The sequence below is a fragment of the Enterobacter sp. 342 genome (assembly GCF_036663495.1).
Lineage (GTDB): Bacteria > Pseudomonadota > Gammaproteobacteria > Enterobacterales > Enterobacteriaceae > Enterobacter.
The window spans coordinates 325767-348913 of sequence record NZ_JAWUEI010000001.1; the positions used below are offsets into that span (position 1 = coordinate 325767).

A 23147-nucleotide genomic window follows, 5' to 3' on the forward strand; every position below is an offset into this window, starting at 1 on the left:
TCTGTTCCGCGCCGCTGCGCGCCCATAGACGAAAAGGGCTGGTCATGACGTCTGTTACTTCCTCCACTTCCCGCGTAATTACGGATTCTCCTGTTGTCGTTGCGCTTGATTACAATAAGCGCGACGCTGCACTGGCCTTTGTCGACGGTATCGATCCTCGCGACTGCCGTCTGAAAGTTGGCAAAGAGATGTTCACGCTGTTTGGGCCGCAAATCGTACGCGATCTGCAACAGCGCGGCTTTGACGTTTTCCTCGACCTTAAATTCCATGATATTCCAAATACCACGGCACACGCTGTTGCTGCCGCTGCGGATCTGGGGGTATGGATGGTTAACGTTCATGCGTCGGGTGGGGCAAGAATGATGACGGCCGCGCGCGAAGCGCTTCTGCCGTTCGGTAGTGATGCACCATTACTGATTGCAGTCACCGTGCTGACCAGTATGGACGAGAGTGATTTACGCGACCTGGGTGTGACGTTGTCACCTGCGGAACATGCTGAGCGCCTCGCACGTCTGACACAACATTGCGGTCTTGATGGTGTTGTCTGTTCGGCTCAGGAAGCGGTGCGTTTCAAATCGGTCCTGGGGCAGGATTTTAAACTTGTTACCCCGGGGATCCGTCCCGCAGGCAGTGAAGTGGGCGATCAGCGCCGTATTATGACGCCTGAACAGGCACTGGCTGCAGGTGTTGATTACATGGTCATCGGACGTCCGGTGACGCAGTCAGCGAACCCGGCAGAGACCCTTAAGGCTATCAACGCGTCGCTGAAAAAGGGGGCGTAATGACCGATTCCAACAGCCGTCTTGTTTACTCTACCGAAAGCGGGCGTATAGACGAACCGAAAACGAAAGTGGAACGTCCGAAGGGGGACGGTATCGTTCGGATCCAGCGTCAAACCAGCGGACGAAAAGGAAAGGGGGTCTGCCTTATCTCCGGAATTGATCTGGATGATGCGGAGCTGATAAAGCTGGCGGCTGAGCTGAAAAAGAAATGTGGCTGCGGCGGTGCCGTAAAAGACGGCATTATCGAAATCCAGGGTGATAAGCGCGATTTAATTAAATCTCTGCTCGAAGCCAAAGGCATGAAAGTCAAACTGGCAGGCGGCTAATATAAATGAGCCACGGCAATTGCCGTGGCTCGTGTTATATACGTGCGTAAGTCAGACCTGAAAATGCGTTCACAATATCGCAATACGCAGGAGGCTTATAGAATGATTATTTGCCAACCTGATGACCGATAATACCGCCGACAGCAGCACCACCTAATGTACCCAGCGTACTACCATCTGTTAAAATTGCACCACCGAGAGCACCCGCACCGGCACCGATTGCGGTGTTGCGGTCACGTTTAGACCAGTTAGAGCAAGCGCTCAGGGACATTGCTACAGTGATTGCCAGAACAGCGGCGGCTAATTTTTTGCTGGTTAAGGTCATAATACTTTCTCCTGAATTATCAATTCACGGAAATAGGTACACATTAAGTTTAGGCGAATCGCATACTTAATTCTGTTCTCCGTGAAAGCTGGTCGCGCAGGTGTTACGTAATCACGCAGGTGATAGTCACTTCCTGTTATATCGCTAACATTAATTTTACGACTTTATGGCAGCTTAAACAGGTAAAAAATCTTAAAGGGAGGTTAGGAATCATCTCAGAGAATGGGCTGCGTATGCGCCCGAAAGTCGGGCGCATAATGTGCTCAGGCGGTTGTTTTAATAATATTGACGATAAGTCCGTCATCTTCCAGTTTATTACGGTGCGTTTCGCTCAAACGTTCATCAGTAATGACCCGGCTAAAGCGGGAGACTGGCCCCATTGTATAAGGGTGAACAGCGCCAAATTTTGAGCTATCAGTGAGCACAATGGCTTCACACTCTTTTTCGAGTACCGCATTCACCACATCAGAACGCATCATATCCCGGCCGGTGAAGCCTGTCTCCGGTTGCCAGCCGTCGATCCCGATAAAAGCCTTGCTGAAATGGACCTGCTGGACATACTGACGTGTCAGTGGGCCTACCATGCTTTCACTTTTTTTCTGGTAAATTCCCCCCAGCAGAATCACTTCACAGCGTGTTTCTTTGAGTAAATGCGCGATATAGCTACTGACAGTAATGATGGTAACGTCTTTCTGATCGGCAAGCGTACGCGCCAGAAGGGCGTTGCTGCTGCCGTTTTCAATAAAAACGGTCTCACCATTGTTCACTAAAGACGCAGCAAATTCCGCCAGTTCACGTTTAAGCGCGTAGTTATTCATCATTCGCGTTTCAACGTCTTCGCTATCCAGCGGGACAGCATATCCATGCGCACGACGCAGGTAACTCTGTTTCTCCAGCAGATTAAGATCCTGGCGAATTGTGACTTCAGAAACACCCGTGGTTTTAGCGAGATCGACCACACTTACGCGCCCCTGATCGATGACCATCTGCAAAATAATTTGTTGTCGGGAATTCATAGCATCCATTTAATAAAGAGAAACGAGGTCGGGAACGCTGGGGTTAAACTTCCCACGGCGCCTTTGGCTGTCGGTTTTCCGGCGCAATGTCGGCGCCATTCTGAGCAAGAAGTTCAGACTTCAGGATCTCAAGATTACGGATCGCAGAGTGATAATCGCCCGCCACCAGGATATCCAGCACGGTATCAATACGTTGTGCTACAGCTTGTGCATCAATAGTAGACATAATCTCACCCCTGGAGTGAAAAGTTAATATTTTCAATGATGCAGAAAATAGGATCAAAAGAGAAGGGAAAAAATGCAATAACTAAATTACATAAACAACAGTGATAAATTTATTCCCTCTCATACAGTGGGCTTAATGAGTGGATTAGTCTAAAACTGCGCGCAAGGCGCTTTTTTATAAGAGGAATTAGACTATGACAGTTATCAATCAGCCTACATGCACACTGTTTACCGATACTAAACGTTTCACCCAGTTATCAGGGTACTACGAGGCGGAGCGCCATACCGTCTGGATGATGCTGCAGGCTCAGCCACGTCCTTGTTTCAACCATGCATTAATTGAGGAGATCATGAACCTCTCATGGTTGGTTCGTCAGTCCGGTTTTGATGTCGATTTTTGGGTAACCGGATCGCTGGTTCCTGAAATGTACAATACAGGAGGTGATTTGCAGTTCTTCGTCGAGTGCATTCAAAACGGTCGTCGGGAAGCGTTACGGGCATATGCACGTGCCTGTGTTGATTGCGTTCATGCGGCATCACGCGGGTTTGATACGGGGGCTATCACTCTGGCAATGGTCGAAGGCAGCGCGTTAGGTGGCGGGTTTGAGGCCGCTCTGGCGCACCATTTCGTACTGGCTCAGCGCGATGCCCGTTTAGGTTTCCCCGAGATTGCCTTCAACCTGTTCCCGGGCATGGGAGGATATTCACTTGTCGCCCGGCGTTCAGGTATGAAACTGGCGGAGGAACTCATCTACAAAGGGGAGTCGCATACGGCAGAATGGTACGAACAGCATGGGCTGGTAGATGTGCTGTTTGAACCCGGACAAAGCTATGTCTCTGTCAGGACATTTATCGACACACTGCGGCCAAAACTGAACGGAGTAAGGGCAATGTTACGTGCCCGTACACGCGTTCTGCAGTTGCCCCGCAGTGAGCTGATGGACATTACGGAAGACTGGGTTGATGCCGCGTTCTGCCTCGAGCCGAAAGATATCGCCTATATGGAGCGTCTGGTTATGTTGCAAAACCGCCATCATGCGGCGGGTTTACGCAAAGCCAGTTAACGCAGTTTTCGCGATTGATATCGTTTTAGCCATCGCTCGAATACGGCAGCGGGCATCGGCTTAGCAAAAAGAAAACCCTGCCGTTCGTTGACGCCATTCTTAGTCAGAAAGGCGTCTTCTTTTGCACTCTCCACGCCTTCGGCGATCACCTGCAGGTTTAACGCCTGCGCCACCGCGACGATGGCACGTACCAGGGACTGGGAGATGGATTGCTTATGAATATCCCTGACAAAAGATTGATCGAGTTTAATGGCATCGATCGGGAACCGGGCAAGTTGGGAGAGCGAAGAGTAGCCTGTGCCAAAATCATCCAGATGAATTTGCGCCCCTAACTTGCTGAACTGCTGAATAACAGAGAGCGCCAGCTCTTCGTTCTCGATAAGACAGCTTTCGGTTAACTCAACGTCCACAGGGCAGTATTCAAAGTGCAGATCTTTTAGCGCCTGTTTTAAATCACTGAAAATAGTCTGATCGGCCAGCTGGCGCGCAGAGACGTTCACGGCCACGCGCAGATTAATCCCCTTGTCGCGCCATTTCGCGATCTGGCGAACCACATCCAGCATCACCCAGCGACCCAGGGGCACAATCAAACCCGACTCTTCGGCATAAGAGATAAATTCCAGAGGAGGAATCAAACCACGTTCTGGTGACTGCCAGCGGACCAGCGCTTCAAGACTACGGACTTCCCCACGCCAGGTTATTTTGGGCTGGTAGTGGATCAGCAACTGATCGTTATCCAGTGCTTTACGCAGGTTGGTGTCCAGCCAGAGGTATTCAAATACGCGCTGGTTCATCTCAGGTGAGAAGACACAAAACTTACCCCGACCGTTCTCTTTGGCGGTGTACATGGCAGTATCGGCATTACGAATAACGCTTTCCCGGTCATTCCCATGCTGTGGCGCGAGCGCGATACCGAGTGAACAGCCGGTGTAAATCTCTATCAGACCGATTCTGAACGGCTGACGCAGACGGGTTAAAATACGCGACGCCATCGCTTCCAGAGAACCCTGCGAGGTATTTGTGGCCATGACAATAAACTCATCACCGCCGAGCCGCGCCAGAACCTGGCCTTCATCCAGACAACTCAAAATAGCGAGCGCGACAGCCTGTAGCAGCTGATCGCCAAACATATGCCCGTAGGCATCGTTGACCTTTTTGAAGTTATCGAGATCGAGATAGACCACACCCACCTGCGTTTCGCCACGGCTGTCGATGGCATCTGAAATCAGTTCGTGGATCGCATTGCGGTTTGGCAACCCGGTGATGGTATCGGTATTGGCCAGCACGCGCAGCCGCTCCTGAGCACGACGTTCCTCTGTAATATCGGTACCGGAACAGATAAGAAAAATTTCATTTTTACCGCTGCCGCTGTGAACAAATTTGTTTCTGAACAGAAACAATCTTTGTCCTTTGCGCGTTTTGATCCAGCGTTCGACTTCATACGAACTGCCGTTACGAAAGAAACCGGTAATGTTGCGCTTTGAAGCCGCTGCTTCGCTGCGGCTCATAAAGAGCTTAAACACGTTCTGGCCAATGACTTCCTGTTCTTTCAGGCCGGTGTACTCTTCACTCAATCGGTTAAAACGCTGGATATTACCGTTATGATCGAGAATAACGATGACGGAGTTGGCTTCTGAGACCACCTGTTCCGCAAAAGAGAGACCTTGTGCCAGATCGCGGGCTACGGAGGGCGTATCATTCCAGGAGGAGGCGGTGCCGGCCCACTCATTACGGGTTATTTTGCGCCCGACAAGATGGACAGGGACATTTTCCCCGTACAAAGAGAGCGTCATTGAAATGCTGGAGGTTATGACAGTTAACTGGCGGATGAGATCGGCCTGTTCGTCGTCCAGCGACACCACCTGAGTCACATCGGCATTTTCACTGGCGGCAAGGTGCAGAGCATTGCTGTCCGCTGATAATCGCCACCATGGGCTGTGAGTACCCATGTAACGAAACAGCAAATTCTGCTCCAGATCGTCCATCATGTATTCTCCCGCAGCTGCTCATTAGCGCACAAATTATTCATTTGCTGTCGACTTTTCCGTTGTGAAACAGCGGCAAAACCGAAGTGAACTTATTGTTTTTTCCTGAATTCTTATAATAAAACGAGTCACGCTAAAAAGGATACGTAGCGTATAAAAATTCACGTAACCGAATATAACAACACTCTTTTACTGTAGATAATTATGGCGAGTTTGGGCGGAGGGAGACTGAAAATAGTAAGAAAAAATGATGATTTTGTGGTGGAAGATAAAAAGTATAAATGTCGGCCTCTCCTGCAAAGAAAGGACCGACATTTTAACAGTTTATCAGGCGACAGGGCGCGCGATAATACTGCGGGTTTCCATGCGAACTTCAGCGATGTTTACGTCAATCACATCTGTGACTTTGTAAACTGTTTCACCTTTAATTTGCACAGTCCCAATTTCCTGACTACAGACCATTTCGTCACGGACAGCGTGCAGGAATGGGGCAGGAATAAAGGCGACAGCACCGTTATCCACCAGACGGACGCGCATACCGCCACGGCTGATATCAATGATCTCCGCAGCAAAGCGGGTATCTGTACCGGTTTTGTCCTGAAGGAAACGCGCGTACAGCCAGTCCCCAACGTCACGTTCTGCCATCCGGTTCAGACGGCGACGATCGGCCATTTGCAGGGTGGTGTCGTCCTGAGGACGTGTAATAGTTTCGCCCTTGATAATCGCTTTCAGCAGGCGGTGGTTAACCATATCGCCATACTTACGGATTGGAGAGGTCCAGGTTGCGTAGGCTTCCAGGCCCAGACCAAAGTGCGGGCCTGGCTCTGTGCTGATTTCCGCAAAGGACTGGAAGCGACGAATACGGCTATCCAGGAAACCAGAAGGCTGTGCGTCCAGTTCGCGACGAAGCTTGCAGAAACCCGGCAGCGTCAGCACTTCTTCCGGATCAACATGCACATCGTGATTTTTCAGCAGAGCTGCCAGCGCTTCGGTATTGGCCGGATCAAATCCAGTGTGGACGTTGTAAATGCCAAAGCCCAGCTTGTCACGCAACACGCGAGCGGCACAAATGTTGGCAGAAATCATCGCTTCTTCAACAATGCGGTTGGCAATACGTCGTGGCTCAGCCACGATATCCAGCACTTCGCCTTTCTCACCCAGAACAAAGCGATAATCCGGACGATCTTTGAACACCAGTGCATGGGTTTTACGCCATTCTCCACGGTTCAGACAGATACGGTGCAGCAGACGAATCTGAGCGGCAATAGCGTCTGATTCCGGTTTCCAGCTGCCGGTGTTCTCCAGCCAGTCGGAAACATTGTCATAAGCCAGCTTGGCTTTTGATTCAATGGTAGCGGCGAAGAACTCAATATCATCTTCAATCGTGCCATCTGCTGCGATAGTCATGCGGCAGGCAAGTACCGGACGCACTTCATTTGGACGCAGAGAGCAGAGATCGTCTGACAGCTCGCGCGGCAGCATCGGGATGTTAAAGCCCGGCAGGTAGTTGGTGAATGCTCGGGTTTTCGCCGTATCGTCCAGCTTACTGCCTTCAGCAATCCACGCGGTTGGGTCCGCAATGGCGACAGTCAAATGCAGTTTGCCATCGTCACTCTCTTCAGCGTAGAGGGCATCATCCATATCTTCTGTACTGGCGCTGTCAATGGTGACAAATTCCAGGGCAGTGAGATCACGACGAACCAGACCTTCATCCTGCATCTCAGTTGCAACGCCATTAGGCGCTTCTTTTTCAAGATTATGGCGTGCAAGCGTCACCCACCACGGTACAAAATGGTCGTCGCCAAAGGTGATGAACTGGGTCAATTCTGCATAAAAACCGCGATCGCCTTTCAGAGGATGACGGCGCATTTCTGCTACTGCCCAGTCACCTTCTTTAAAATCATGCTCAACGCCACGGGCGGCGCGGCAGGGAATAGCATCTTTCAGCAGGGGATGATCCGGCACAATAGAAAGACGATCATCTTTTCTCTGCACCTTGCCCACAAAACGGGTCAGGAATGGTTCGATCAGTTCTTCCGGCTCGGCGGACTCACGATCCTTCTCGGTATGAATGACGGCCATGACGCGATCGCCATGCATTACTTTCTTCATCTGCGGTGGCGGAATGAAATAGCTTTTCTGCGCGTCAACTTCAAGGAAGCCAAAACCCTTTTCTGTGGCTTTTACGACCCCTTCTGCACGCGGCGTCTGGGAATGCAGTTGCTGTTTAAGCTGCGCTAGCAGCGGGTTGTCCTGAAACATAATGTTCTATTTTCGTAGCCATTGAGCGGCTGACAGTTTTACGCGATTCTCACTGTATCAGCAAGCGCTCTTTGGGTAATTAGTATGGTTATTCCTCTTTACCAAACGCGACGTTCAGGCGATTGAGCCAGCCATCAAATGCGCTTTGGCCAAGCAGTTTGATCGCGCGTACGGCAGGGAGTCCTGCATCTGTGAGCGGGGTAAACTGTGCGGCGCTGAAGCGGTCAGGAGAGCGTGTCAGCAGTTCTGTTGCGGCAGAAAGAGCGGGAGATGTCAGAGAAATCTCTTCGCGAATGCAGATCAGGATTTCTCCCGTCAGGTCGAGTAGCGTCGGTTCATGGCAAAGGACGGGCGTCAGCGCTTCAAGCGCGGGTTCTGCCTGCCAGCGGGAGAGAGACTCAAGCTGATGCGCGCTTGCATAGCGCAGTTCGACGACGGGTAAAAGCGGTACCCACGCATCGTGACTCGTGGGCAGGGTGTGCGGCTGAATATGATGGCCCGGCAACCAGCGAACAGGGTGTCCCATTAGCGCCTGAAACACCGCGACTACGCGAGCCTGAAAACCAATAAAGCCGATAATCTGGTTAATCACCACAATGTCAAACGTTGACAAGCCCACTTCATCAAGCTGGTTCTGGGCTTTATCATCAATGACATCAGGAGAGCTGGCGAGCTGGCGGGCATACTGGGTGATTTGCGCCAGACGTCGGTTGCTTTCACGCGAGGAGTCCGGGCCGGGAAGCGGGGCGAGGAGGGCGGCGTAATGGTTACAGAGCCGCTGAACGCCACAGGCCTGTGCGACCGTTAGCGCGGTACTGAGCCGATCATAAGCGCTGAGCGTTTGCAGGCGATTCACGGGTATTGAGAGCGGAAACAGCAGGTGGCATAAGGTTCTGGCAGGAGTAAGCCAGCCAGTACAGGCAGCGACAATCTCATCAGGCAGGGCTAAATCGAGCAAAAAACGATCGTCGACGTTAGCGGCTTCGGGCACCAGAGGCAGAACATCTGTCTGCGCGTGGTTCGACTGGGTCTCGTGGTACCAGTGGCCTTTGCCAGAAAAACGGCGTTGTTCCATGTGCGTTCCTTGATCTCAAAATGGCGATCAATATCCTGGCGTAAGGCAGATAAAGGGAAAAATATTGTTAGGTGATAACAAATAGCAGAACGGAATAACGAAGGGGTGGTGCGGAGGGAAAAACTCTCTTCCCGTGCGGGAAGAGAGTCACAGCTTATTTAATTTCCAGCTCGTTCATTGCAGCGATGTTGAAGCCGCCGTCAACGTGAACCACTTCGCCGGAGATACCAGCGGAAAGGTCAGAGCACAGGAATGCTGCAGAGTTACCCACATCTTCAATGGTAACGGTACGACGAATCGGGGTAACCGCTTCGCAGTGTGCCAGCATTTTACGGAAATCTTTAATACCGGAAGCTGCCAGGGTGCGGATAGGACCTGCAGAGATGGCATTAACGCGCACGCCTTCAGGACCCATTGCGTTCGCCATGTAGCGTACGTTGGCTTCCAGAGAGGCTTTCGCCAGACCCATGACGTTGTAGTTAGGGATAGCACGTTCAGCGCCCAGGTAGGACAGGGTCAGCAGAGCTGCGCCCGGGTTCAGCATCGCGCGGCAGGATTTTGCCATCGCAACGAAGCTGTAGGAACTGATGTCGTGAGCGATTTTGAAGCCATCACGGGTAACCGCGTTCACGTAATCGCCGTCCAGCTGGTCGCCAGGAGCGAAGCCAATGGAGTGAACGAAACCGTCGAATTTCGGCCATGCTTTTGCCAGTTCAGCAAACATGCCGTCGATGCTTTCGTCTTGTGCAACGTCACATTCCAGAACAATGCTGGAACCCAGCTGCGCGGCAAACTCTTCAACACGGCCTTTCAGCTTGTCGTTCTGGTAGGTGAACGCCAGCTCAGCGCCTTCGCGATGCATTGCCTGAGCGATGCCGTATGCGATGGACAGTTTGCTGGCAACGCCAGTCACCAGAATGCGCTTACCGGAAAGAAAACCCATAGCTTTAATCCTTATATTCATTGTTGTGGCGATTGCCATCATAACGGGACAATCGTCGTTAAAACGCGGCGATAATATCACGTGTCGCGTGCTTAGTTAATCCGACCACTCTTTCAACGCGCGGTTAGCGGTCTTTTCTCCACGCATCAGCCGTCAACGCTTCACCGAAATGACCGGCAATCAGCCGTTTTGTCAGCTCATGAAGCGGAGAGGCCATCACATCCGCCGTGCTGCCGCGCTCGACAACTTCGCCCTGGTGCATGACCATGACCTGGTCGCTGATGTGCTTCATCATCCCCAGATGTTGGGTGACGTAGATATAAGAGATACCCTGTTTTTCCTGCAATTCCAGCATCAGGTTAATTAACTGCGAACGCATCGACATATCCAGCGAGGCAAGCGCTTCGTCGGCGATGATCACTTTCGGGCGCAAAATCAATGCACGCGCCAGGCCCAGACGCTGTTTCTGACCCGGGGCTAACATATGCGGGTAATAGCTTTCGTGATCGGGTAACAACCCAACCATACGCAGGGTTTCAAAGATACGTTTACGGCGCGCCTCTGGCTCCAGATCAGTATTCAGACGCAGCGGAAAATCCAGAATTTGCGAAATGCGCTGGCGTGGATTGAGCGAGGTCGACGGATCCTGGAAAATCATGCGGATGCGCTGGCTACGGAAAGAATAATCACCGAATTCCAGGGGATGGTCGTCAATTAACACTTCCCCTGAGGTGGGTTCAACCATGCCGGCGAGCATCTTCGCCAGCGTGGATTTTCCGGAGCCGTTTTCACCGATGATCGCCAGAGTCTGTTTTTCACGCAATGTAAAACTTAGCGGTTTAACCGCTTCGACAGTCTGGCGATGAAACAGCCCCGTACGATAGCGAAAGGTCTTACTCAGGTTACGAACTTCCAGCAAAGTGTCGACCATTTCACTCTCTCTCCATGTTCAGCGGGAAATGACAGGCGTAAAGATGATTTTTGGCCCCGGTCAGACGTGGTGTCTCGATACATTTACGCTGAGCATACGGGCAACGCGGCCCCAGACGACAGCCTATCGGTAAGGATTCCAGCAGCGGAATCGCCCCTGGCAGGGTATTCAGGCGGCTCTTGTGTGGCATGGCACTGCCAAAATCAGGAATCGCACGGATCAGCGCCTGAGTATACGGATGATGCGGCGCGTTGATCAGATCTTCGCTGGGTGCCGTTTCGACCGTTTGCCCACAGTACATGACATCAATTTTGTCGGCCCATTTGCTGAGCATCTGCAGGTCATGACTGATCAACAAAATAGTGGTGTTGTTATTCTGGTTCAGACGCGACAGCAAACGGAAAATTTGCGCCTGCGTGGTCGGTTCCATCGCGTTTGTCGGCTCATCGGCAATCAGCAAACGCGGCTGATTTGCCAGCGCGATGGCAATCATCACTTTCTGACATTCGCCGTCGGTCAGTTCATAAGGGAAACTGCGCATCGCATCTTTATGATCTTTGATCCCGACGCGGTGTAGCAGCTCAATGGCACGACGTTTCCGCCAGCCAATGCGCTGCCACCAGCGGCCTTTATAGGTCCAGCCGGGAATGTTCTGCATCAGCTGTTTGCCCACGCGCTCGGACGGATCGAGACAGGATTGTGGCTCCTGGAAAATCATCGAGACGTTATGGCCGACCAGCTTACGACGCTCGCGGTGGGAGAGGCGCAGCAGGTCAATATCATCGAACCGCATACGGTCAGCGGTCACGCGCCAGTTATCTTTTGCCACGCCGCAGATAGCTTTAGCAATCAGGCTCTTGCCCGAGCCGGATTCTCCCACCAGCCCGCGAATTTCACCTTCAGCGAGTGTGATACTGATGCGATCGACGGCTTTAACCCAGCCTTCACCAGTTTTGAACTCGATAGTGAGGTTGCGAATATCAAGAAGCGGCATTATTGCACCCCCGCGTTAATTGCACGGCGAATACCGTCGCCCAGCAGGTTGATAAGCAGCACACTCACCATAATGGCCGCACCTGGCAACATGACCACCCACGGTGCCACGTAGATGAGCTCCAGAGCATCGCCGAGCATCGCACCCCATTCAGGTGACGGCAGTTGTGCGCCGAGGTCGAGGAAACCGAGCGCCGCGATATCCAGAATCGCCATCGACAGGGCGCGAGTGATCTCGGTGACCAGCCCGGAAGCAATGTTTGGCAGAACGGCGAACCACAGAATATTGAAGGTTGTTGCCCCGTCCAGACGGGCTGCGACGACATACTCTTTTTCCAGCTCATCATGCACCATGCTGTAAACCGAGCGAACGATGCGGGGCAGAATAGCCAGCCAGACGGCGAACATGGCATGCGACAGATGCGGACCCGCAAACGCGACGACAATGATCGCCAGCAGCAGAGACGGAATCGAGAGCAGCGTATCAAGAATGTGGTTCAACACCGCCGAACGCAGGCCATGGGTGGAACCTGCAAAAATGCCGAGCGCCAGACCACAGATCGTCGCCGCAAGGGTCACCACAAATGCGCCACCCACTGTTGGCGCTGCACCGCTCAACAGGCGGCTTAACACGTCGCGCCCAAGGTCGTCTGTGCCCAGGAAGAAAGAGACCTCACCGTAGCGTGACCATGAAGGTGGCAGCAGTTGATAGCCAAGGAACTGCTGGTCAATGCCATACGGCGCAAACCACGAGCCAAAGACGCAAAGCAATACCAGACCGGCGCAGCCATACAGACCGATCATTGCCGTGGTGTCACCATAGAATTTACGCCACACGGTACGCAGCACACCGGGCGTGCGCTTTTCACTGTATACGTTATCGTAAGGCATACCATTCCTTATGCTTCAATGGGTTAGCCATCGCACCCAAAATATCGGAGATCACGTTAACAATAATCACCAGCGAGCCAATCACCATGACACCTGCGGAAATAGCCGCATAGTCCTGCTGGCGGATGGCGTTTATCAGCCAGCGTCCGAGCCCAGGCCAGCTAAAGACCATCTCGGTGATCATCGCCAGCGTTAACATGGTGGAGAACTGTAGCCCCAGACGTGGGATCACAGGCGGCAGTGCATTGTGTAGCACATGACGGCGCAAAATGGTCAGACGTGATAATCCACGTGTGGCGGCGGCTTTGACATAGTTCTGATCAAACACCTCGATGGTGCTCAGACGCATGAGACGGATCACTTCAGTTGTCGGTGCCACGGCCAGGGTCAGCACTGGCAATACCATATGGCGCACCGCACTGACGATCATCTCATGACGCCATACTGAATCGGAGAGCCATGCGTCTATGATTGCAAACCCGGTCACCGATTTAACGGTATAGAGCAGGTCAAAACGGCCTGAGACCGGTAGCCAACCCATGGTCAGTGAGAAGAAAAGCGTCAGCAGTAGTGCCAGCCAGAAGATCGGGATTGAGAAACCGAGCAGAGCGAGAGCGCTAATAAACGAGTCCTGCCATTTGTTGCGGTAAATTCCGGCCAGCATGCCCACGGGAATGCCAACGATTAACGCAAAGCCAAAGGCCAGAATGCACAGCTCCATTGTGGCCGGAAATACCTCTTTCAGTTGATCGGAGATCAACTGTCCGTTAATGCTGGAGACGCCAAAATCCCGGTGCAGGAGACCGTTAAACCAAAAGATCCATGCATCCCACAGTGATGACCCCTGTAGTGGGGCATGCGGTGTGAAATAGCTCAGGCTGAAGCCAACAAAATTCAGGAAAAAGAGCGTTACCAGCAACAGAAGAAGCCGACGTAAGGTAAAAATAATCATGGTTTTTTCACCTCTTGTTCTTTTTCGCGCGTCACGCCGGCGAACGAGGCGTTGCCAAACGGACTCAACACCAGACCTTTAATATCATAACGATACGCCTGGAGGCGCAGGGAAGAGGCCAGCGGCAATACGGGCAGCTCCTGAGCGAGGATCTTCTGTGCTTCATCATAGGCGTCAATGCGTGAGGCCAGTTGCTGGGAAGCTAGTGCTTTTTGCAGCACGGCGTCAAATTCCCGATTACACCAGTGGGCGTAGTTGGTTTGCGAGTTTATTGCCGCACAGCTCAGTAACGGGCGGAAGAAACTGTCCGGGTCATTACTGTCGGTGGCCCAGCCTGTGAGGGTTAAATCATGGTTCATGTCCATCAGACGCGCCTCCTGGAAACGCCCCTCAACCGGTACGATGATCACTTTCACGCCCACCTGCGCCATATCCGCCTGTAGCAGTTCGGCAGTTTTCAGTGGGCTGGGGTTCCACGCCTGTGAACTGGTGGGTACCCAAAGTTGCAGCGTCAGGTTTTCCGCCCCCAGGGCCTTCAATTGTTCACGCGCTTTTGCCGGATTGTATTCCGTAATTTTAGCCTCACCGTCATAGGCCCAAGAGGCGCGCGGTAAAATTGAGGCGGCCGTTTCCGCCGTGCCGTAGTAGATCGACTGCATCAGTCGCTGATTGTTGATCGCCAGCGCAAGGGCATGGCGGACAGCAGGGTTGTTCAACGGTGGTTTGTCGGTGTTAAACGCCAGATAGGCGATGTTCATGCCCGGTCGCAACGTCAGACGCAGGCGTGGATCGTCGCGCAAAATGGTGAGCTGGCTGGCAGCAGGCCAGGCGAGCACGTCGCATTCCCCGGTCAGCAGTTTTGACAGACGTCCCGTCCCGCCAGAACCGAGATCGACCACCACCTGAGGCATCAGCGGTACACCGCGCCAGAAATGTTCGTGGCGCTGCAGGCGAATATATTGACCTGCACGGTACTCGGCCAACTGGAACGGGCCGGTGCCGACCGGTTGACGATCAAGCATCTCCTGACGGTCCGATTTGGTCAGATTCGCGGCATATTCGGCAGACATGACTGACGCATAGTGAGTCGCCAGGTGCCACAGGAAGGAGGCATCCGGGCGCGTCAGCGTAAATTCAACGGTCCGGTTATCCAGCTTGCGTACGTTTTTAACCGTGTCGGCAAACTGCAGGCTATCGAAATAGGGGAAATTCCCCCCATTCACGTTATGCCACGGATAATTGCGGTTAAAGATCCGCTGGAAGGTAAAAACCACATCATCCGCATTCAGCTTGCGTGTTGGGGTAAACCACGGCGTTTTTTGAAACGCGACATCATCACGCAGACGAAAACGGTAGGTGGCGCCGTTATCAAGCACTTCCCAGCTTTCCGCAAGCTCAGGCACCAGACGGTAGGTGTAAGGATCGACATCCAGCAGACGGTCATAAAGCTGTGCGGCAAGTGTATCCACAATCAGACCACTGCCCGCTTTCTGCGGGTTAAAGGTATCCACCTGACCGCTTACGCAATAGACGAAGCCGCTGTCACGAATATCAGGCTGCGTAGTCAGCTCGGGCGCAGCAAAGGCCAGGCTGCTGAACAGGCCGAGTGCAAAAAAGGACGATAAAACCAGACGCATAATTTTTAAGGTTTTTAGGTTCGATCTGCAAAGTGTATCGCACTTACGCCTGCTTCGTAAAAATGTCTGCGGGTAAGTGCTGATATTGTCAGCGCATTTGATGCTTTTTGAGCAATGCCCTTAATTGATGGTAGGTCAGACCCAGGAGTTCAGCCGCTCGTTTCTGGTTATATTTCGCTGCCTTCAGACTTTGCTCAAGCAACTGCTTCTCCTGATGATGCTGAAACTCACGCAAATCAAGGGGAAGAGTGGGGGACTCGCTCGTTAACGACGGTGTGGAAACTGGCTGCATGTTGCGCTGGAAAGGATCGATAATGATGTTATCCAGCTCCGTCTCACTGCTGCCGTGGCGGTAAACAGAGCGCTCAACGACGTTTTTCAGTTCGCGGATATTTCCCGGCCAGTGGTAAGCAAGCAGCGTCTCCTGTGCATAATCGCTGAAGCCGGGGAACAGCGGCAGCCCGAGCTCGCGGCACATCTGAATCGCAAACTGGTCCGCCAGCAGCATGATGTCGCTTTTGCGCTCGCGCAGCGGAGGAAGCTGAACGACGTCAAAGGCCAGGCGATCAAGCAGGTCGGCACGGAATTTCTCCTCCGCCACCATCTCCGGCAGGTTGGCGTTGGTGGCGCACACCAGGCGCACGTTAACCTGCAGCGGCTGGCTACCACCAACGCGTTCCAGCTCGCCATATTCAATCACGCGCAGCAGTTTTTCCTGTACCAGCATGGGGGCGGTGGCCAGTTCATCAAGAAAGAGTGTGCCGCCGTCGGCGCGTTCAAAGCGTCCCGGATGGCGTTTTTGGGCACCGGTAAACGCGCCTGCTTCATGGCCGAAAAGCTCGGTGTCGAGCAGGTTTTCATTCAACGCCGCACAGTTAAGGGAAATGAAGGGGCCGTCCCAGCGCCCGGATAAATAATGCAGACGGTTGGCTATCAGCTCTTTCCCCGTTCCGCGTTCACCGATGATCAGCACCGGTTTATTCAGCGGCGCGAGGCGAGAGACCTGTTCCAGCACTTCCAGAAAACTGTTTGCTTCACCGAGTAGATTGTCTTTGTATCCAGGCATGATGAAATTAACCACTCCTTAGCGATATTCACCAGGTAAGCATAGTTATCTGTTGCATGAAAATCAATCAGACCAAGTAAAATCAATAAGATAAAAAGTTGGCATGATGTTTGTATTAGCTGTACAGCAGGGCATTGCCCGATAACAGAAATATGAGGATTAGATTATGGGTATTTTTTCTCGTTTTGCCGACATCGTGAACGCCAATATCAACTCACTGCTTGAGAAAGCGGAAGATCCGCAGAAGCTGGTACGTTTGATGATCCAGGAGATGGAAGACACGCTGGTTGAAGTGCGTTCTACCTCCGCCCGTGCGCTGGCGGAGAAAAAACAGTTAACCCGTCGTATTGAGCAGGCTACCGCGCAATTAAACGAATGGCAGGAAAAAGCCGAGCTTGCGCTGCGTAAAGATAAAGAAGATCTGGCCCGTGCTGCGTTGATTGAAAAACAGAAGCTGGCAGAGATGATTGCGACGCTTGAGCATGAAGTGACGCTGGTGGATGACACCCTCAACCGCATGAAGAAAGAGATTGGTGAGCTTGAAAACAAACTGAGCGAAACCCGTGCGCGTCAACAGGCACTGGCCCTGCGTCATCAGGCGGCAAGTTCTTCGCGAGACGTTCGCCGTCAGCTGGACAGTGGCAAGCTTGATGAAGCGATGGCGCGTTTTGAATCGTTTGAACGTCGTATCGATCAGATGGAAGCAGAAGCAGAAAGCCACAGCATAGGTAAACAGAAGTCGCTGGACCAACAGTTTGCTGACCTGAAAGCTGACGATGAAATCAGCGAGCAGCTGGCGGCATTGAAAGCCAAAATGAAACAAGATAACCAATAATAATTTATGCGGCACCTGAGCGTGCCGCCATGCATCGTAAGACAAGGAGTACACATGAGCGCGCTTTTTCTGGCCATTCCTCTGACTATTTTCGTGCTGTTCGTTTTGCCGATTTGGTTATGGCTGCACTATAGCAACCGTTCTTCACGGGGTGAGCTGTCCCAGAATGAACAACAGCGTCTGGTACAGCTGTCCGAACAGGCAAATAAAATGCGCGAACGCATTCAGGCACTGGAAGATATCCTGGATGCCGAGCATCCAAACTGGAGGGATCGTTAATGTCTGGACTGAATCTGAATAAAAAATTGTGGCGAATTCCGCAGCAGGGAATGGTGCGAGGTGTCTGCGCCGGGCTGGCCCATTATCTTGATGTGCCTGTAAAACTGGTACGCGTCGTCACGGTAATGTCTATTTTCTTCGGCCTGGCGTTTATCACCCTCGTGGCGTACATCATTTTGTCATTTGTACTCGACCCAATGCCGGAAGGTGAACTGGCTGCGGAAGGTGCGCCAACCAGCAATGATCTCCTGAATACAGTGGATGAACAACTGGCCGCAGGTGAAAAACGGTTGCGGGAAATGGAACGTTATGTCACCTCGGATACCTTTACGCTGCGAAGTCGTTTTCGTCAGCTTTAAGAGAGAGCTTACATGAAGCAAAACTGGCAACAGGCCGGTCAGAAGGTAAAACCCGGCCTGAAAATCGCAGGTAAACTGGTCCTGCTGACGGCGTTACGTTACGGCCCGGCGGGTGTGGCGGGTTGGGCGATCAAATCTGTTGCCCGTAAACCGGTCAGAATGTTGCTGGCCGTGGCACTGGAGCCTCTGCTGCAAAAAGTGGCAAAAAAGCTGTCACGTCGTTATTTATCCCTCTAGTAACCGCTCGTGTTAGCCCTTTCTCTCCCTCCGTGAGAGAGGGCTCGCGACGTTTCACGCTTTTCCCTCATTTTCTTGTGCTTTATTTGCGGCAGTTCACAATCCTGAACATCGCCGCTTTGTAATTGCATTTTTCAGCCTCCCGGTTCGTTGACAGATATTTTTCATGGGAGTAGATTCCCCTTCGTGGGACCGCTACCATGGAAAAATAAAGTGAACGAAAAAATTAAAAAACTCATTACTTATATTTACGGTGAATCATTTTCTGAGGCACATTTTAAAGCGTTATTAACAAAGCTTGAGCAAGCTGCTGTTGCTATTACAGAAAAGCGTAAATCAGGATGGGATGAAAAAGATGTTGTCCTGATTACTTATGCCGATCAGTTCACCGCAGCAGGGAGGGACGCACTGCCACTATTTACCCGCTTTTATAATGAGTGGCTTGCACGCTCGTTTTCCCATGTCCATCTTTTACCATTTTATCCGTGGTCTTCTGATGATGGTTTTTCCGTTATTGATTACCACAGCGTTGCGCCTGAAACAGGAACCTGGCAAGACATTGCGGAATTAAAAAAATCAGCCAGCTTAATGTTTGATTTTGTATGCAACCATATGTCAGCGAAAAGTGAATGGTTTGCTCATTATCTGGCGCAGAAACCAGGCTACGAAGATTTCTTTATTTCTGTTGATCCTGAAACCGATTTATCAGCAGTGACGCGTCCTCGCGCATTACCGTTGCTGACGCCTTTTACGCTGCATGATGGAAGTGTGCGTCATCTGTGGACCACCTTCAGTGATGACCAGATCGATCTCAACTTCGCCTCGCCGCAGGTGCTGATTGCGATGGTTGACGTACTGCTTCATTACCTGGTTGAAGGGGCGAGTTATATTCGCCTGGATGCCGTCGGATTCATGTGGAAGATCCCAGGAACAAGCTGCATCCATCTGGAACAGACTCATTGCCTTATCCAGCTTTTCCGCGCGATAACTGAGGCGGTGGCGCCGGGCACGGTGATCATCACCGAGACAAATGTCCCACACAAAGACAATATCTCTTACTTCGGTGACGGTGAAAACGAAGCCCAGATGGTCTATCAGTTCTCCTTACCGCCGCTGGTGCTGCATGCTGTTCATCGCCAGGATGTCAAAGCCCTCTGTCAGTGGGCTGGGTCGCTGGCGCTACCCTCGACAAAAACAACCTGGTTCAACTTCCTGGCCTCTCACGATGGTATCGGTCTGAATCCGTTACGCGGTATTCTTCCGGAATCAGAAATACTTTCACTGGTTGAAAAACTTCAGCAGGAAGGGGCGCTGGTCAACTGGAAAAATAATCCGGACGGAACGCGCAGCCCTTACGAAATTAACGTGACCTATCTTGACGCGTTAAGCTCGCAAAACAGTTCGGACGATGAACGCATTGCGCGCTTTATTCTGGCGCATGCGGTGTTGTTAAGTTTCCCTGGCGTACCTGCCGTTTATATTCAAAGTATTCTTGGCTCTCGTAACGATTATGAAGGGGTTGAACGCCTCGGATATAACCGTGCGATCAACAGAAAGAAATACTGCCCGGGTGAGATTGATCTTGAACTCAGTAATATAAATAGTCTTCGTCATAAAATCTATTCCCGCTTAAGCGAACTTATTGCAATTCGTCGCGGGGAGAGTGCATTTCACCCGGATGCGCAGGCATTTTTTGAATCATTGGATGAGCAGGTTCTTAAAATTGTTCGCGTTTCTGAATCGAGTGAAAAAATTACAGCGCTATTTAATTTTAGTCATAACGTTCATACCGTTTATGGGGAAACGCTTTCCGGTATGGAATTACTCTCCGGACAGGTGGTTAACGGTAAGGAATTAACCCTCAATCCATGGCAGGTGATGTGGATTAAAGAAAACTAAAAAGGACCCTAAAATGAAAATGCCCAAAATTGTGCTGTTATCAGCACTGGTTTCGTGCGCCCTGTTATCAGGTTGTAAGGATGATAAAGCGTCTGCGGTGACCATCGAGTTTATGCACTCGTCCGTAGAGCAGGAGCGTCAGGCGGTCATTACGAAACTGATCGAAAAATTCGAGAAAGAGAACCCTGGCATCACGGTGAAGCAAGTTCCGGTAGAAGAGGACGCCTACAACACCAAGGTGATTACGCTCGCCAGAACGGGGGCACTGCCTGAGGTGATTGAAGTCAGCCATGATTACGCGAAGGTCATGGATAAAGAACAATTGCTGGATCGCAAGGCTATCGGCGAAGTCATTAACGCGGTAGGCGAAAACACCTTCTATGACGGGATCCTCCGCGTTGTGCGAACGGAAGACGGCAGCGCCTGGACGGGGGTACCAATGAGTGCCTGGCTGTCTGGCGTCTGGTATCACAAAGATGTGCTTGCGGCGGCAGGTATTGAGGAGCCGCATAACTGGGAACAACTGCTGAACGCCAGTCAAAAACTGAGCGACCCGGCCAATAAACATTACGGTATTGCGCTGCCTACGGCGGAAAGCGTGATGACCGAGCAGGCCTTCTCCCAGTTTGCGCTTTCCGGCGGAGCGAATGTTTTTGACGCCAGCGGGAACGTCGAAATTGATACCCCTGAAATGGCAAAAGCGCTGGCGTTCTATAAAGCGCTGGCGACGACTACCATGCCGGGCTCGAACGATGTCATGGAGATCAAAGATGCCTTCATGAACGGTTCTGCACCGATGGCCGTTTATTCCACTTACATCCTGCCGGCGGTATTCCAGGATGGTAACCCTGCCAATCTTGGCTTTGTCGTTCCTACAGAAAAATCCTCCGCCGTTTACGGCATGGTCACGTCCCTGACGATCACTACCGGTCAAACTGAAGATGAAACCAAAGCGGCTGAGAAGTTTGTGACCTGGATGGAGCAGGCTCAGAACGCAACCGACTGGGTCATGATGTCACCTGGAGCAGCGCTGCCGGTGAACAAGTTGGTGGTGGGCACGGATACCTGGAAAAACAACGAAGTGATTAAAGCGTTCGGGCAACTGCCTTACGAGTTGATCGCTCAGTTCCCGAATGTTCAGGTCTTTGGTGCAGTAGGGGATAAAAACTTCACTCGTATGGGCGATGTTACCGGGTCGGGCATTATCAGTTCCATGGTGCATAACGTCACGGTGGGTAAACAAGATCTCAGCGCCACGCTTAGCAACAGCCAGAAGCGACTGACTGACCTGATTTCACAACGATAGGAGCGCTCTGCGAAAGGAAATTATGAAGACGTTGTTTTCTGGTCGTTCAGATATGCCTTTCGCCATGTTGCTGTTGGCCCCCAGCCTGATTTTGCTGGGGGGCCTGGTGGCCTGGCCAATGATTTCCAATATAGAAATCAGTTTCTTACGTCTGCCGCTTAACCCGCGCATTAGCGCGGTGTTTGTCGGGCTGGACAATTATATTCGCATCCTCAGTGATGCAGCATTCTGGCACTCGCTGTGGATGACGTTCTGGTATACGGCGCTGGTCGTGCTCGGCAGTACAGGGCTGGGACTCGCCGTCGCCATCTTCTTTAACCGTGAATTTCGCCTGCGGAAAACGGCACGTTCGCTGGTTATTTTATCCTACGTAACGCCGTCTATTTCCCTGGTGTTTGCCTGGAAATACATGTTCAACAACGGCTACGGGATTGTGAACTATCTGGGCGTTGACCTGCTGCATCTTTATGACCAGGCACCACTATGGTTCGACAACCCTGGCAGTAGCTTTGTGCTGGTGGTGCTGTTCGCTATCTGGCGCTACTTCCCGTATGCCTTTATTTCATTCCTGGCGATTTTGCAGACCATTGATAAATCGTTGTACGAAGCGGCAGAGATGGACGGAGCCAATGCCTGGCAGCGTTTTCGTATCGTCACGTTGCCCGCCATCATGCCTGTGCTGGCAACGGTGGTGACGCTACGAACCATCTGGATGTTCTACATGTTTGCAGATGTCTACCTCTTAACGACCAAGGTCGATATTTTAGGCGTCTATCTCTACAAAACTGCATTTGCTTTCAACGATTTGGGTAAAGCGGCGGCAATCTCTGTGGTGCTGTTCGTCATCATCTTTGCTGTGATCCTGCTGACCAGAAAAAGGGTGAACCTCAATGGCAACAAATAAACGCTTACTGGGCCGCATTGGTTTTTATCTGGGACTGGCGGTATTTCTGATTATCACGCTATTCCCGTTCTTCGTGATGCTGATGACGTCGTTTAAGAGTGCGAAAGAGGCCATATCGCTGAACCCGACTATTCTGCCGCAAGCGTGGACGCTTCAGCATTACGTTGACATCTTTAACCCGCTGATCTTCCCGTTTGTGGACTACTTCCGCAACAGCATGGTGGTGTCGCTGACATCGTCGGTGATTGCGGTGTTTCTCGGCACACTGGGTGCTTACGCGTTGTCCAAACTGCGTTTTAAGGGACGCACGACGATCAATGCGAGCTTCTACACCGTCTATATGTTCTCCGGGATTTTGCTGGTGGTGCCACTGTTCAAAATCATCACCGCGCTCGGCATTTATGACACTGAAATGGCGCTGATCATCACCATGGTGACCCAGACGCTGCCGACAGCGGTATTCATGCTGCGTAGCTATTTCGACACCATTCCGGACGAAATAGAAGAGGCTGCGATGATGGATGGTCTGAACCGGCTGCAAATCATCTTCCGTATTACCGTGCCGCTGGCGATTTCCGGCCTCGTGTCGGTGTTTGTTTACTGCTTCATGGTGGCGTGGAACGACTACCTGTTTGCCTCCATTTTCCTGTCCAGTGCCAGCAACTTTACTCTGCCGGTCGGGCTGAACACGCTCTTTAGCACGCCAGATTATATCTGGGGTCGCATGATGGCGGCATCGCTGGTGACGGCGCTTCCGGTGGTCATCATGTACGCACTCTCTGAACGTTTTATTAAAAGTGGTTTGACCGCCGGTGGCGTTAAGGGCTAAGGCGGCCAATTTTTTACCAGGAGCAA

At 51.9% G+C, this 23147-nt stretch carries 24 protein-coding genes; 11 read left to right on the top strand and 13 right to left on the bottom strand.

Annotated elements, in window-relative coordinates; all coding sequences use genetic code 11:
• Nucleotides 1–44 precede the first annotated feature (44 nt).
• Both pyrF and yciH read left to right on the top strand, forming a co-directional pair.
• Complete coding sequence (gene pyrF, locus V6E55_RS01605; RefSeq protein ID WP_316942046.1) at nt 45–782, top strand: orotidine-5'-phosphate decarboxylase; 738 nt, start codon at nt 45–47, stop codon at nt 780–782.
• Complete coding sequence (gene yciH / locus V6E55_RS01610; RefSeq protein ID WP_316941994.1) at nt 782–1108, top strand: stress response translation initiation inhibitor YciH; 327 nt, start codon at nt 782–784, stop codon at nt 1106–1108. The genes pyrF and yciH overlap by 1 nt, the downstream gene beginning before the upstream one ends.
• Before the next feature lie 106 nt (nt 1109–1214).
• On the opposite strand, the gene osmB is transcribed toward yciH, so the two are convergent.
• From osmB to V6E55_RS01625, 3 genes are all read right to left on the bottom strand, one after another.
• Complete coding sequence (gene osmB, locus V6E55_RS01615; RefSeq protein ID WP_114977048.1) at nt 1215–1433, bottom strand: osmotically-inducible lipoprotein OsmB; 219 nt, start codon at nt 1431–1433, stop codon at nt 1215–1217.
• A 263-nt stretch (nt 1434–1696) separates the two neighbouring features.
• Nucleotides 1697–2449, bottom strand: a complete 753-nt coding sequence (yciT, locus tag V6E55_RS01620) for a DNA-binding transcriptional regulator YciT (RefSeq protein ID WP_316941995.1) — start codon at nt 2447–2449, stop codon at nt 1697–1699.
• 43 nt (nt 2450–2492) lie between these two features.
• A complete protein-coding gene (locus V6E55_RS01625) occupies nt 2493–2675 on the bottom strand; it encodes a YciZ family protein (protein WP_114977050.1) in 183 nt (60 codons plus the stop codon).
• 193 nt (nt 2676–2868) lie between these two features.
• Between V6E55_RS01625 and V6E55_RS01630 the strand changes: the two genes are divergently transcribed.
• A complete protein-coding gene (locus tag V6E55_RS01630; protein ID WP_316941996.1) occupies nt 2869–3738 on the top strand; it encodes a crotonase/enoyl-CoA hydratase family protein in 870 nt (289 codons plus the stop codon).
• Here V6E55_RS01630 and pdeR read toward each other — a convergent pair.
• The 10 genes from pdeR to pspF all read right to left on the bottom strand — a co-directional run bounded on the left by pdeR (nt 3735) and on the right by pspF (nt 16473).
• Complete coding sequence (pdeR, locus tag V6E55_RS01635; RefSeq protein ID WP_316941997.1) at nt 3735–5726, bottom strand: cyclic di-GMP phosphodiesterase; 1992 nt, start codon at nt 5724–5726, stop codon at nt 3735–3737. The genes V6E55_RS01630 and pdeR overlap by 4 nt on opposite strands.
• Before the next feature lie 324 nt (nt 5727–6050).
• Complete coding sequence (locus V6E55_RS01640) at nt 6051–7985, bottom strand: exoribonuclease II (protein ID WP_316941998.1); 1935 nt, start codon at nt 7983–7985, stop codon at nt 6051–6053.
• Between the two features lie 88 nt (nt 7986–8073).
• Nucleotides 8074–9060: a CMD domain-containing protein gene (locus V6E55_RS01645; protein ID WP_316941999.1), complete on the bottom strand. Its 987-nt coding sequence runs from the start codon at nt 9058–9060 to the stop codon at nt 8074–8076.
• 154 nt (nt 9061–9214) lie between these two features.
• On the bottom strand, nt 9215–10003 hold the full coding sequence (fabI, locus tag V6E55_RS01650; protein WP_003856831.1) for an enoyl-ACP reductase FabI: 789 nt from the start codon (nt 10001–10003) through the stop codon (nt 9215–9217).
• Between the two features lie 124 nt (nt 10004–10127).
• Nucleotides 10128–10934, bottom strand: coding sequence for a putrescine export ABC transporter ATP-binding protein SapF (gene sapF, locus V6E55_RS01655; RefSeq protein ID WP_114977055.1), 807 nt, complete (start codon nt 10932–10934; stop codon nt 10128–10130).
• A 1-nt stretch (nt 10935) separates the two neighbouring features.
• A complete protein-coding gene (sapD, locus tag V6E55_RS01660) occupies nt 10936–11928 on the bottom strand; it encodes a putrescine export ABC transporter ATP-binding protein SapD (RefSeq protein ID WP_028018818.1) in 993 nt (330 codons plus the stop codon).
• A complete protein-coding gene (gene sapC / locus V6E55_RS01665; RefSeq protein WP_114977056.1) occupies nt 11928–12818 on the bottom strand; it encodes a putrescine export ABC transporter permease SapC in 891 nt (296 codons plus the stop codon). Before sapC ends, sapD begins: the two co-directional genes overlap by 1 nt.
• Complete coding sequence (gene sapB, locus V6E55_RS01670) at nt 12805–13770, bottom strand: putrescine export ABC transporter permease SapB (RefSeq protein WP_316942000.1); 966 nt, start codon at nt 13768–13770, stop codon at nt 12805–12807. Before sapB ends, sapC begins: the two co-directional genes overlap by 14 nt.
• On the bottom strand, nt 13767–15407 hold the full coding sequence (gene sapA / locus V6E55_RS01675) for an ABC transporter substrate-binding protein SapA (RefSeq protein ID WP_316942001.1): 1641 nt from the start codon (nt 15405–15407) through the stop codon (nt 13767–13769). The genes sapB and sapA overlap by 4 nt, the downstream gene beginning before the upstream one ends.
• Before the next feature lie 88 nt (nt 15408–15495).
• Nucleotides 15496–16473 carry a phage shock protein operon transcriptional activator gene (gene pspF, locus V6E55_RS01680; RefSeq protein WP_316942002.1) on the bottom strand — a complete coding sequence of 326 codons (978 nt, stop codon included), beginning with the start codon at nt 16471–16473 and terminating at the stop codon, nt 15496–15498.
• Nucleotides 16474–16639: 166 nt separating this feature from the next.
• Between pspF and pspA the strand changes: the two genes are divergently transcribed.
• The 8 genes from pspA (at nt 16640) to V6E55_RS01720 (ending at nt 23121) form a co-directional block, all read left to right on the top strand.
• Nucleotides 16640–17308 carry a phage shock protein PspA gene (gene pspA / locus V6E55_RS01685; RefSeq protein WP_114977060.1) on the top strand — a complete coding sequence of 223 codons (669 nt, stop codon included), beginning with the start codon at nt 16640–16642 and terminating at the stop codon, nt 17306–17308.
• Nucleotides 17309–17362: 54 nt separating this feature from the next.
• A complete protein-coding gene (gene pspB, locus V6E55_RS01690; protein WP_028018824.1) occupies nt 17363–17587 on the top strand; it encodes an envelope stress response membrane protein PspB in 225 nt (74 codons plus the stop codon).
• Nucleotides 17587–17946, top strand: a complete 360-nt coding sequence (gene pspC / locus V6E55_RS01695) for an envelope stress response membrane protein PspC (RefSeq protein WP_114977061.1) — start codon at nt 17587–17589, stop codon at nt 17944–17946. Before pspB ends, pspC begins: the two co-directional genes overlap by 1 nt.
• A 12-nt stretch (nt 17947–17958) precedes the next feature.
• A complete protein-coding gene (gene pspD / locus V6E55_RS01700; RefSeq protein WP_114977062.1) occupies nt 17959–18183 on the top strand; it encodes a phage shock protein PspD in 225 nt (74 codons plus the stop codon).
• Between the two features lie 213 nt (nt 18184–18396).
• The gene (locus V6E55_RS01705) at nt 18397–20082 is read left to right on the top strand and encodes a sugar phosphorylase (RefSeq protein ID WP_316942047.1); all 1686 of its coding nucleotides are present in this window, start codon (nt 18397–18399) and stop codon (nt 20080–20082) included.
• Nucleotides 20083–20095: 13 nt separating this feature from the next.
• Nucleotides 20096–21388 carry an ABC transporter substrate-binding protein gene (locus V6E55_RS01710; protein WP_316942003.1) on the top strand — a complete coding sequence of 431 codons (1293 nt, stop codon included), beginning with the start codon at nt 20096–20098 and terminating at the stop codon, nt 21386–21388.
• A 22-nt stretch (nt 21389–21410) separates the two neighbouring features.
• A complete protein-coding gene (locus V6E55_RS01715) occupies nt 21411–22292 on the top strand; it encodes a carbohydrate ABC transporter permease (RefSeq protein ID WP_114977065.1) in 882 nt (293 codons plus the stop codon).
• A complete protein-coding gene (locus V6E55_RS01720) occupies nt 22279–23121 on the top strand; it encodes a carbohydrate ABC transporter permease (protein ID WP_114977066.1) in 843 nt (280 codons plus the stop codon). Before V6E55_RS01715 ends, V6E55_RS01720 begins: the two co-directional genes overlap by 14 nt.
• Nucleotides 23122–23147 lie beyond the last annotated feature (26 nt).

What these genes read in the sequence shown, in the direction of transcription:
- V6E55_RS01645 (WP_316941999.1), bottom strand. Translation starts at nt 9,060, where the DNA reads ATGGAACAACGCCGTTTTTCTGGCAAAGGCCACTGGTACCACGAGACC.
- sapA (WP_316942001.1), bottom strand. Translation starts at nt 15,407, where the DNA reads ATGCGTCTGGTTTTATCGTCCTTTTTTGCACTCGGCCTGTTCAGCAGC.
- V6E55_RS01710 (WP_316942003.1), top strand. Translation starts at nt 20,096, where the DNA reads ATGAAAATGCCCAAAATTGTGCTGTTATCAGCACTGGTTTCGTGCGCC.
- sapF (WP_114977055.1), bottom strand. Translation starts at nt 10,934, where the DNA reads ATGGTCGACACTTTGCTGGAAGTTCGTAACCTGAGTAAGACCTTTCGC.
- pyrF (WP_316942046.1), top strand. Translation starts at nt 45, where the DNA reads ATGACGTCTGTTACTTCCTCCACTTCCCGCGTAATTACGGATTCTCCT.
- sapB (WP_316942000.1), bottom strand. Translation starts at nt 13,770, where the DNA reads ATGATTATTTTTACCTTACGTCGGCTTCTTCTGTTGCTGGTAACGCTC.
- V6E55_RS01720 (WP_114977066.1), top strand. Translation starts at nt 22,279, where the DNA reads ATGGCAACAAATAAACGCTTACTGGGCCGCATTGGTTTTTATCTGGGA.
- V6E55_RS01625 (WP_114977050.1), bottom strand. Translation starts at nt 2,675, where the DNA reads ATGTCTACTATTGATGCACAAGCTGTAGCACAACGTATTGATACCGTG.
- fabI (WP_003856831.1), bottom strand. Translation starts at nt 10,003, where the DNA reads ATGGGTTTTCTTTCCGGTAAGCGCATTCTGGTGACTGGCGTTGCCAGC.
- pspA (WP_114977060.1), top strand. Translation starts at nt 16,640, where the DNA reads ATGGGTATTTTTTCTCGTTTTGCCGACATCGTGAACGCCAATATCAAC.
- osmB (WP_114977048.1), bottom strand. Translation starts at nt 1,433, where the DNA reads ATGACCTTAACCAGCAAAAAATTAGCCGCCGCTGTTCTGGCAATCACT.
- pdeR (WP_316941997.1), bottom strand. Translation starts at nt 5,726, where the DNA reads ATGATGGACGATCTGGAGCAGAATTTGCTGTTTCGTTACATGGGTACT.
- V6E55_RS01640 (WP_316941998.1), bottom strand. Translation starts at nt 7,985, where the DNA reads ATGTTTCAGGACAACCCGCTGCTAGCGCAGCTTAAACAGCAACTGCAT.
- pspC (WP_114977061.1), top strand. Translation starts at nt 17,587, where the DNA reads ATGTCTGGACTGAATCTGAATAAAAAATTGTGGCGAATTCCGCAGCAG.
- pspB (WP_028018824.1), top strand. Translation starts at nt 17,363, where the DNA reads ATGAGCGCGCTTTTTCTGGCCATTCCTCTGACTATTTTCGTGCTGTTC.
- sapC (WP_114977056.1), bottom strand. Translation starts at nt 12,818, where the DNA reads ATGCCTTACGATAACGTATACAGTGAAAAGCGCACGCCCGGTGTGCTG.
- V6E55_RS01630 (WP_316941996.1), top strand. Translation starts at nt 2,869, where the DNA reads ATGACAGTTATCAATCAGCCTACATGCACACTGTTTACCGATACTAAA.
- V6E55_RS01715 (WP_114977065.1), top strand. Translation starts at nt 21,411, where the DNA reads ATGAAGACGTTGTTTTCTGGTCGTTCAGATATGCCTTTCGCCATGTTG.
- yciT (WP_316941995.1), bottom strand. Translation starts at nt 2,449, where the DNA reads ATGAATTCCCGACAACAAATTATTTTGCAGATGGTCATCGATCAGGGG.
- yciH (WP_316941994.1), top strand. Translation starts at nt 782, where the DNA reads ATGACCGATTCCAACAGCCGTCTTGTTTACTCTACCGAAAGCGGGCGT.
- pspD (WP_114977062.1), top strand. Translation starts at nt 17,959, where the DNA reads ATGAAGCAAAACTGGCAACAGGCCGGTCAGAAGGTAAAACCCGGCCTG.
- pspF (WP_316942002.1), bottom strand. Translation starts at nt 16,473, where the DNA reads ATGCCTGGATACAAAGACAATCTACTCGGTGAAGCAAACAGTTTTCTG.
- sapD (WP_028018818.1), bottom strand. Translation starts at nt 11,928, where the DNA reads ATGCCGCTTCTTGATATTCGCAACCTCACTATCGAGTTCAAAACTGGT.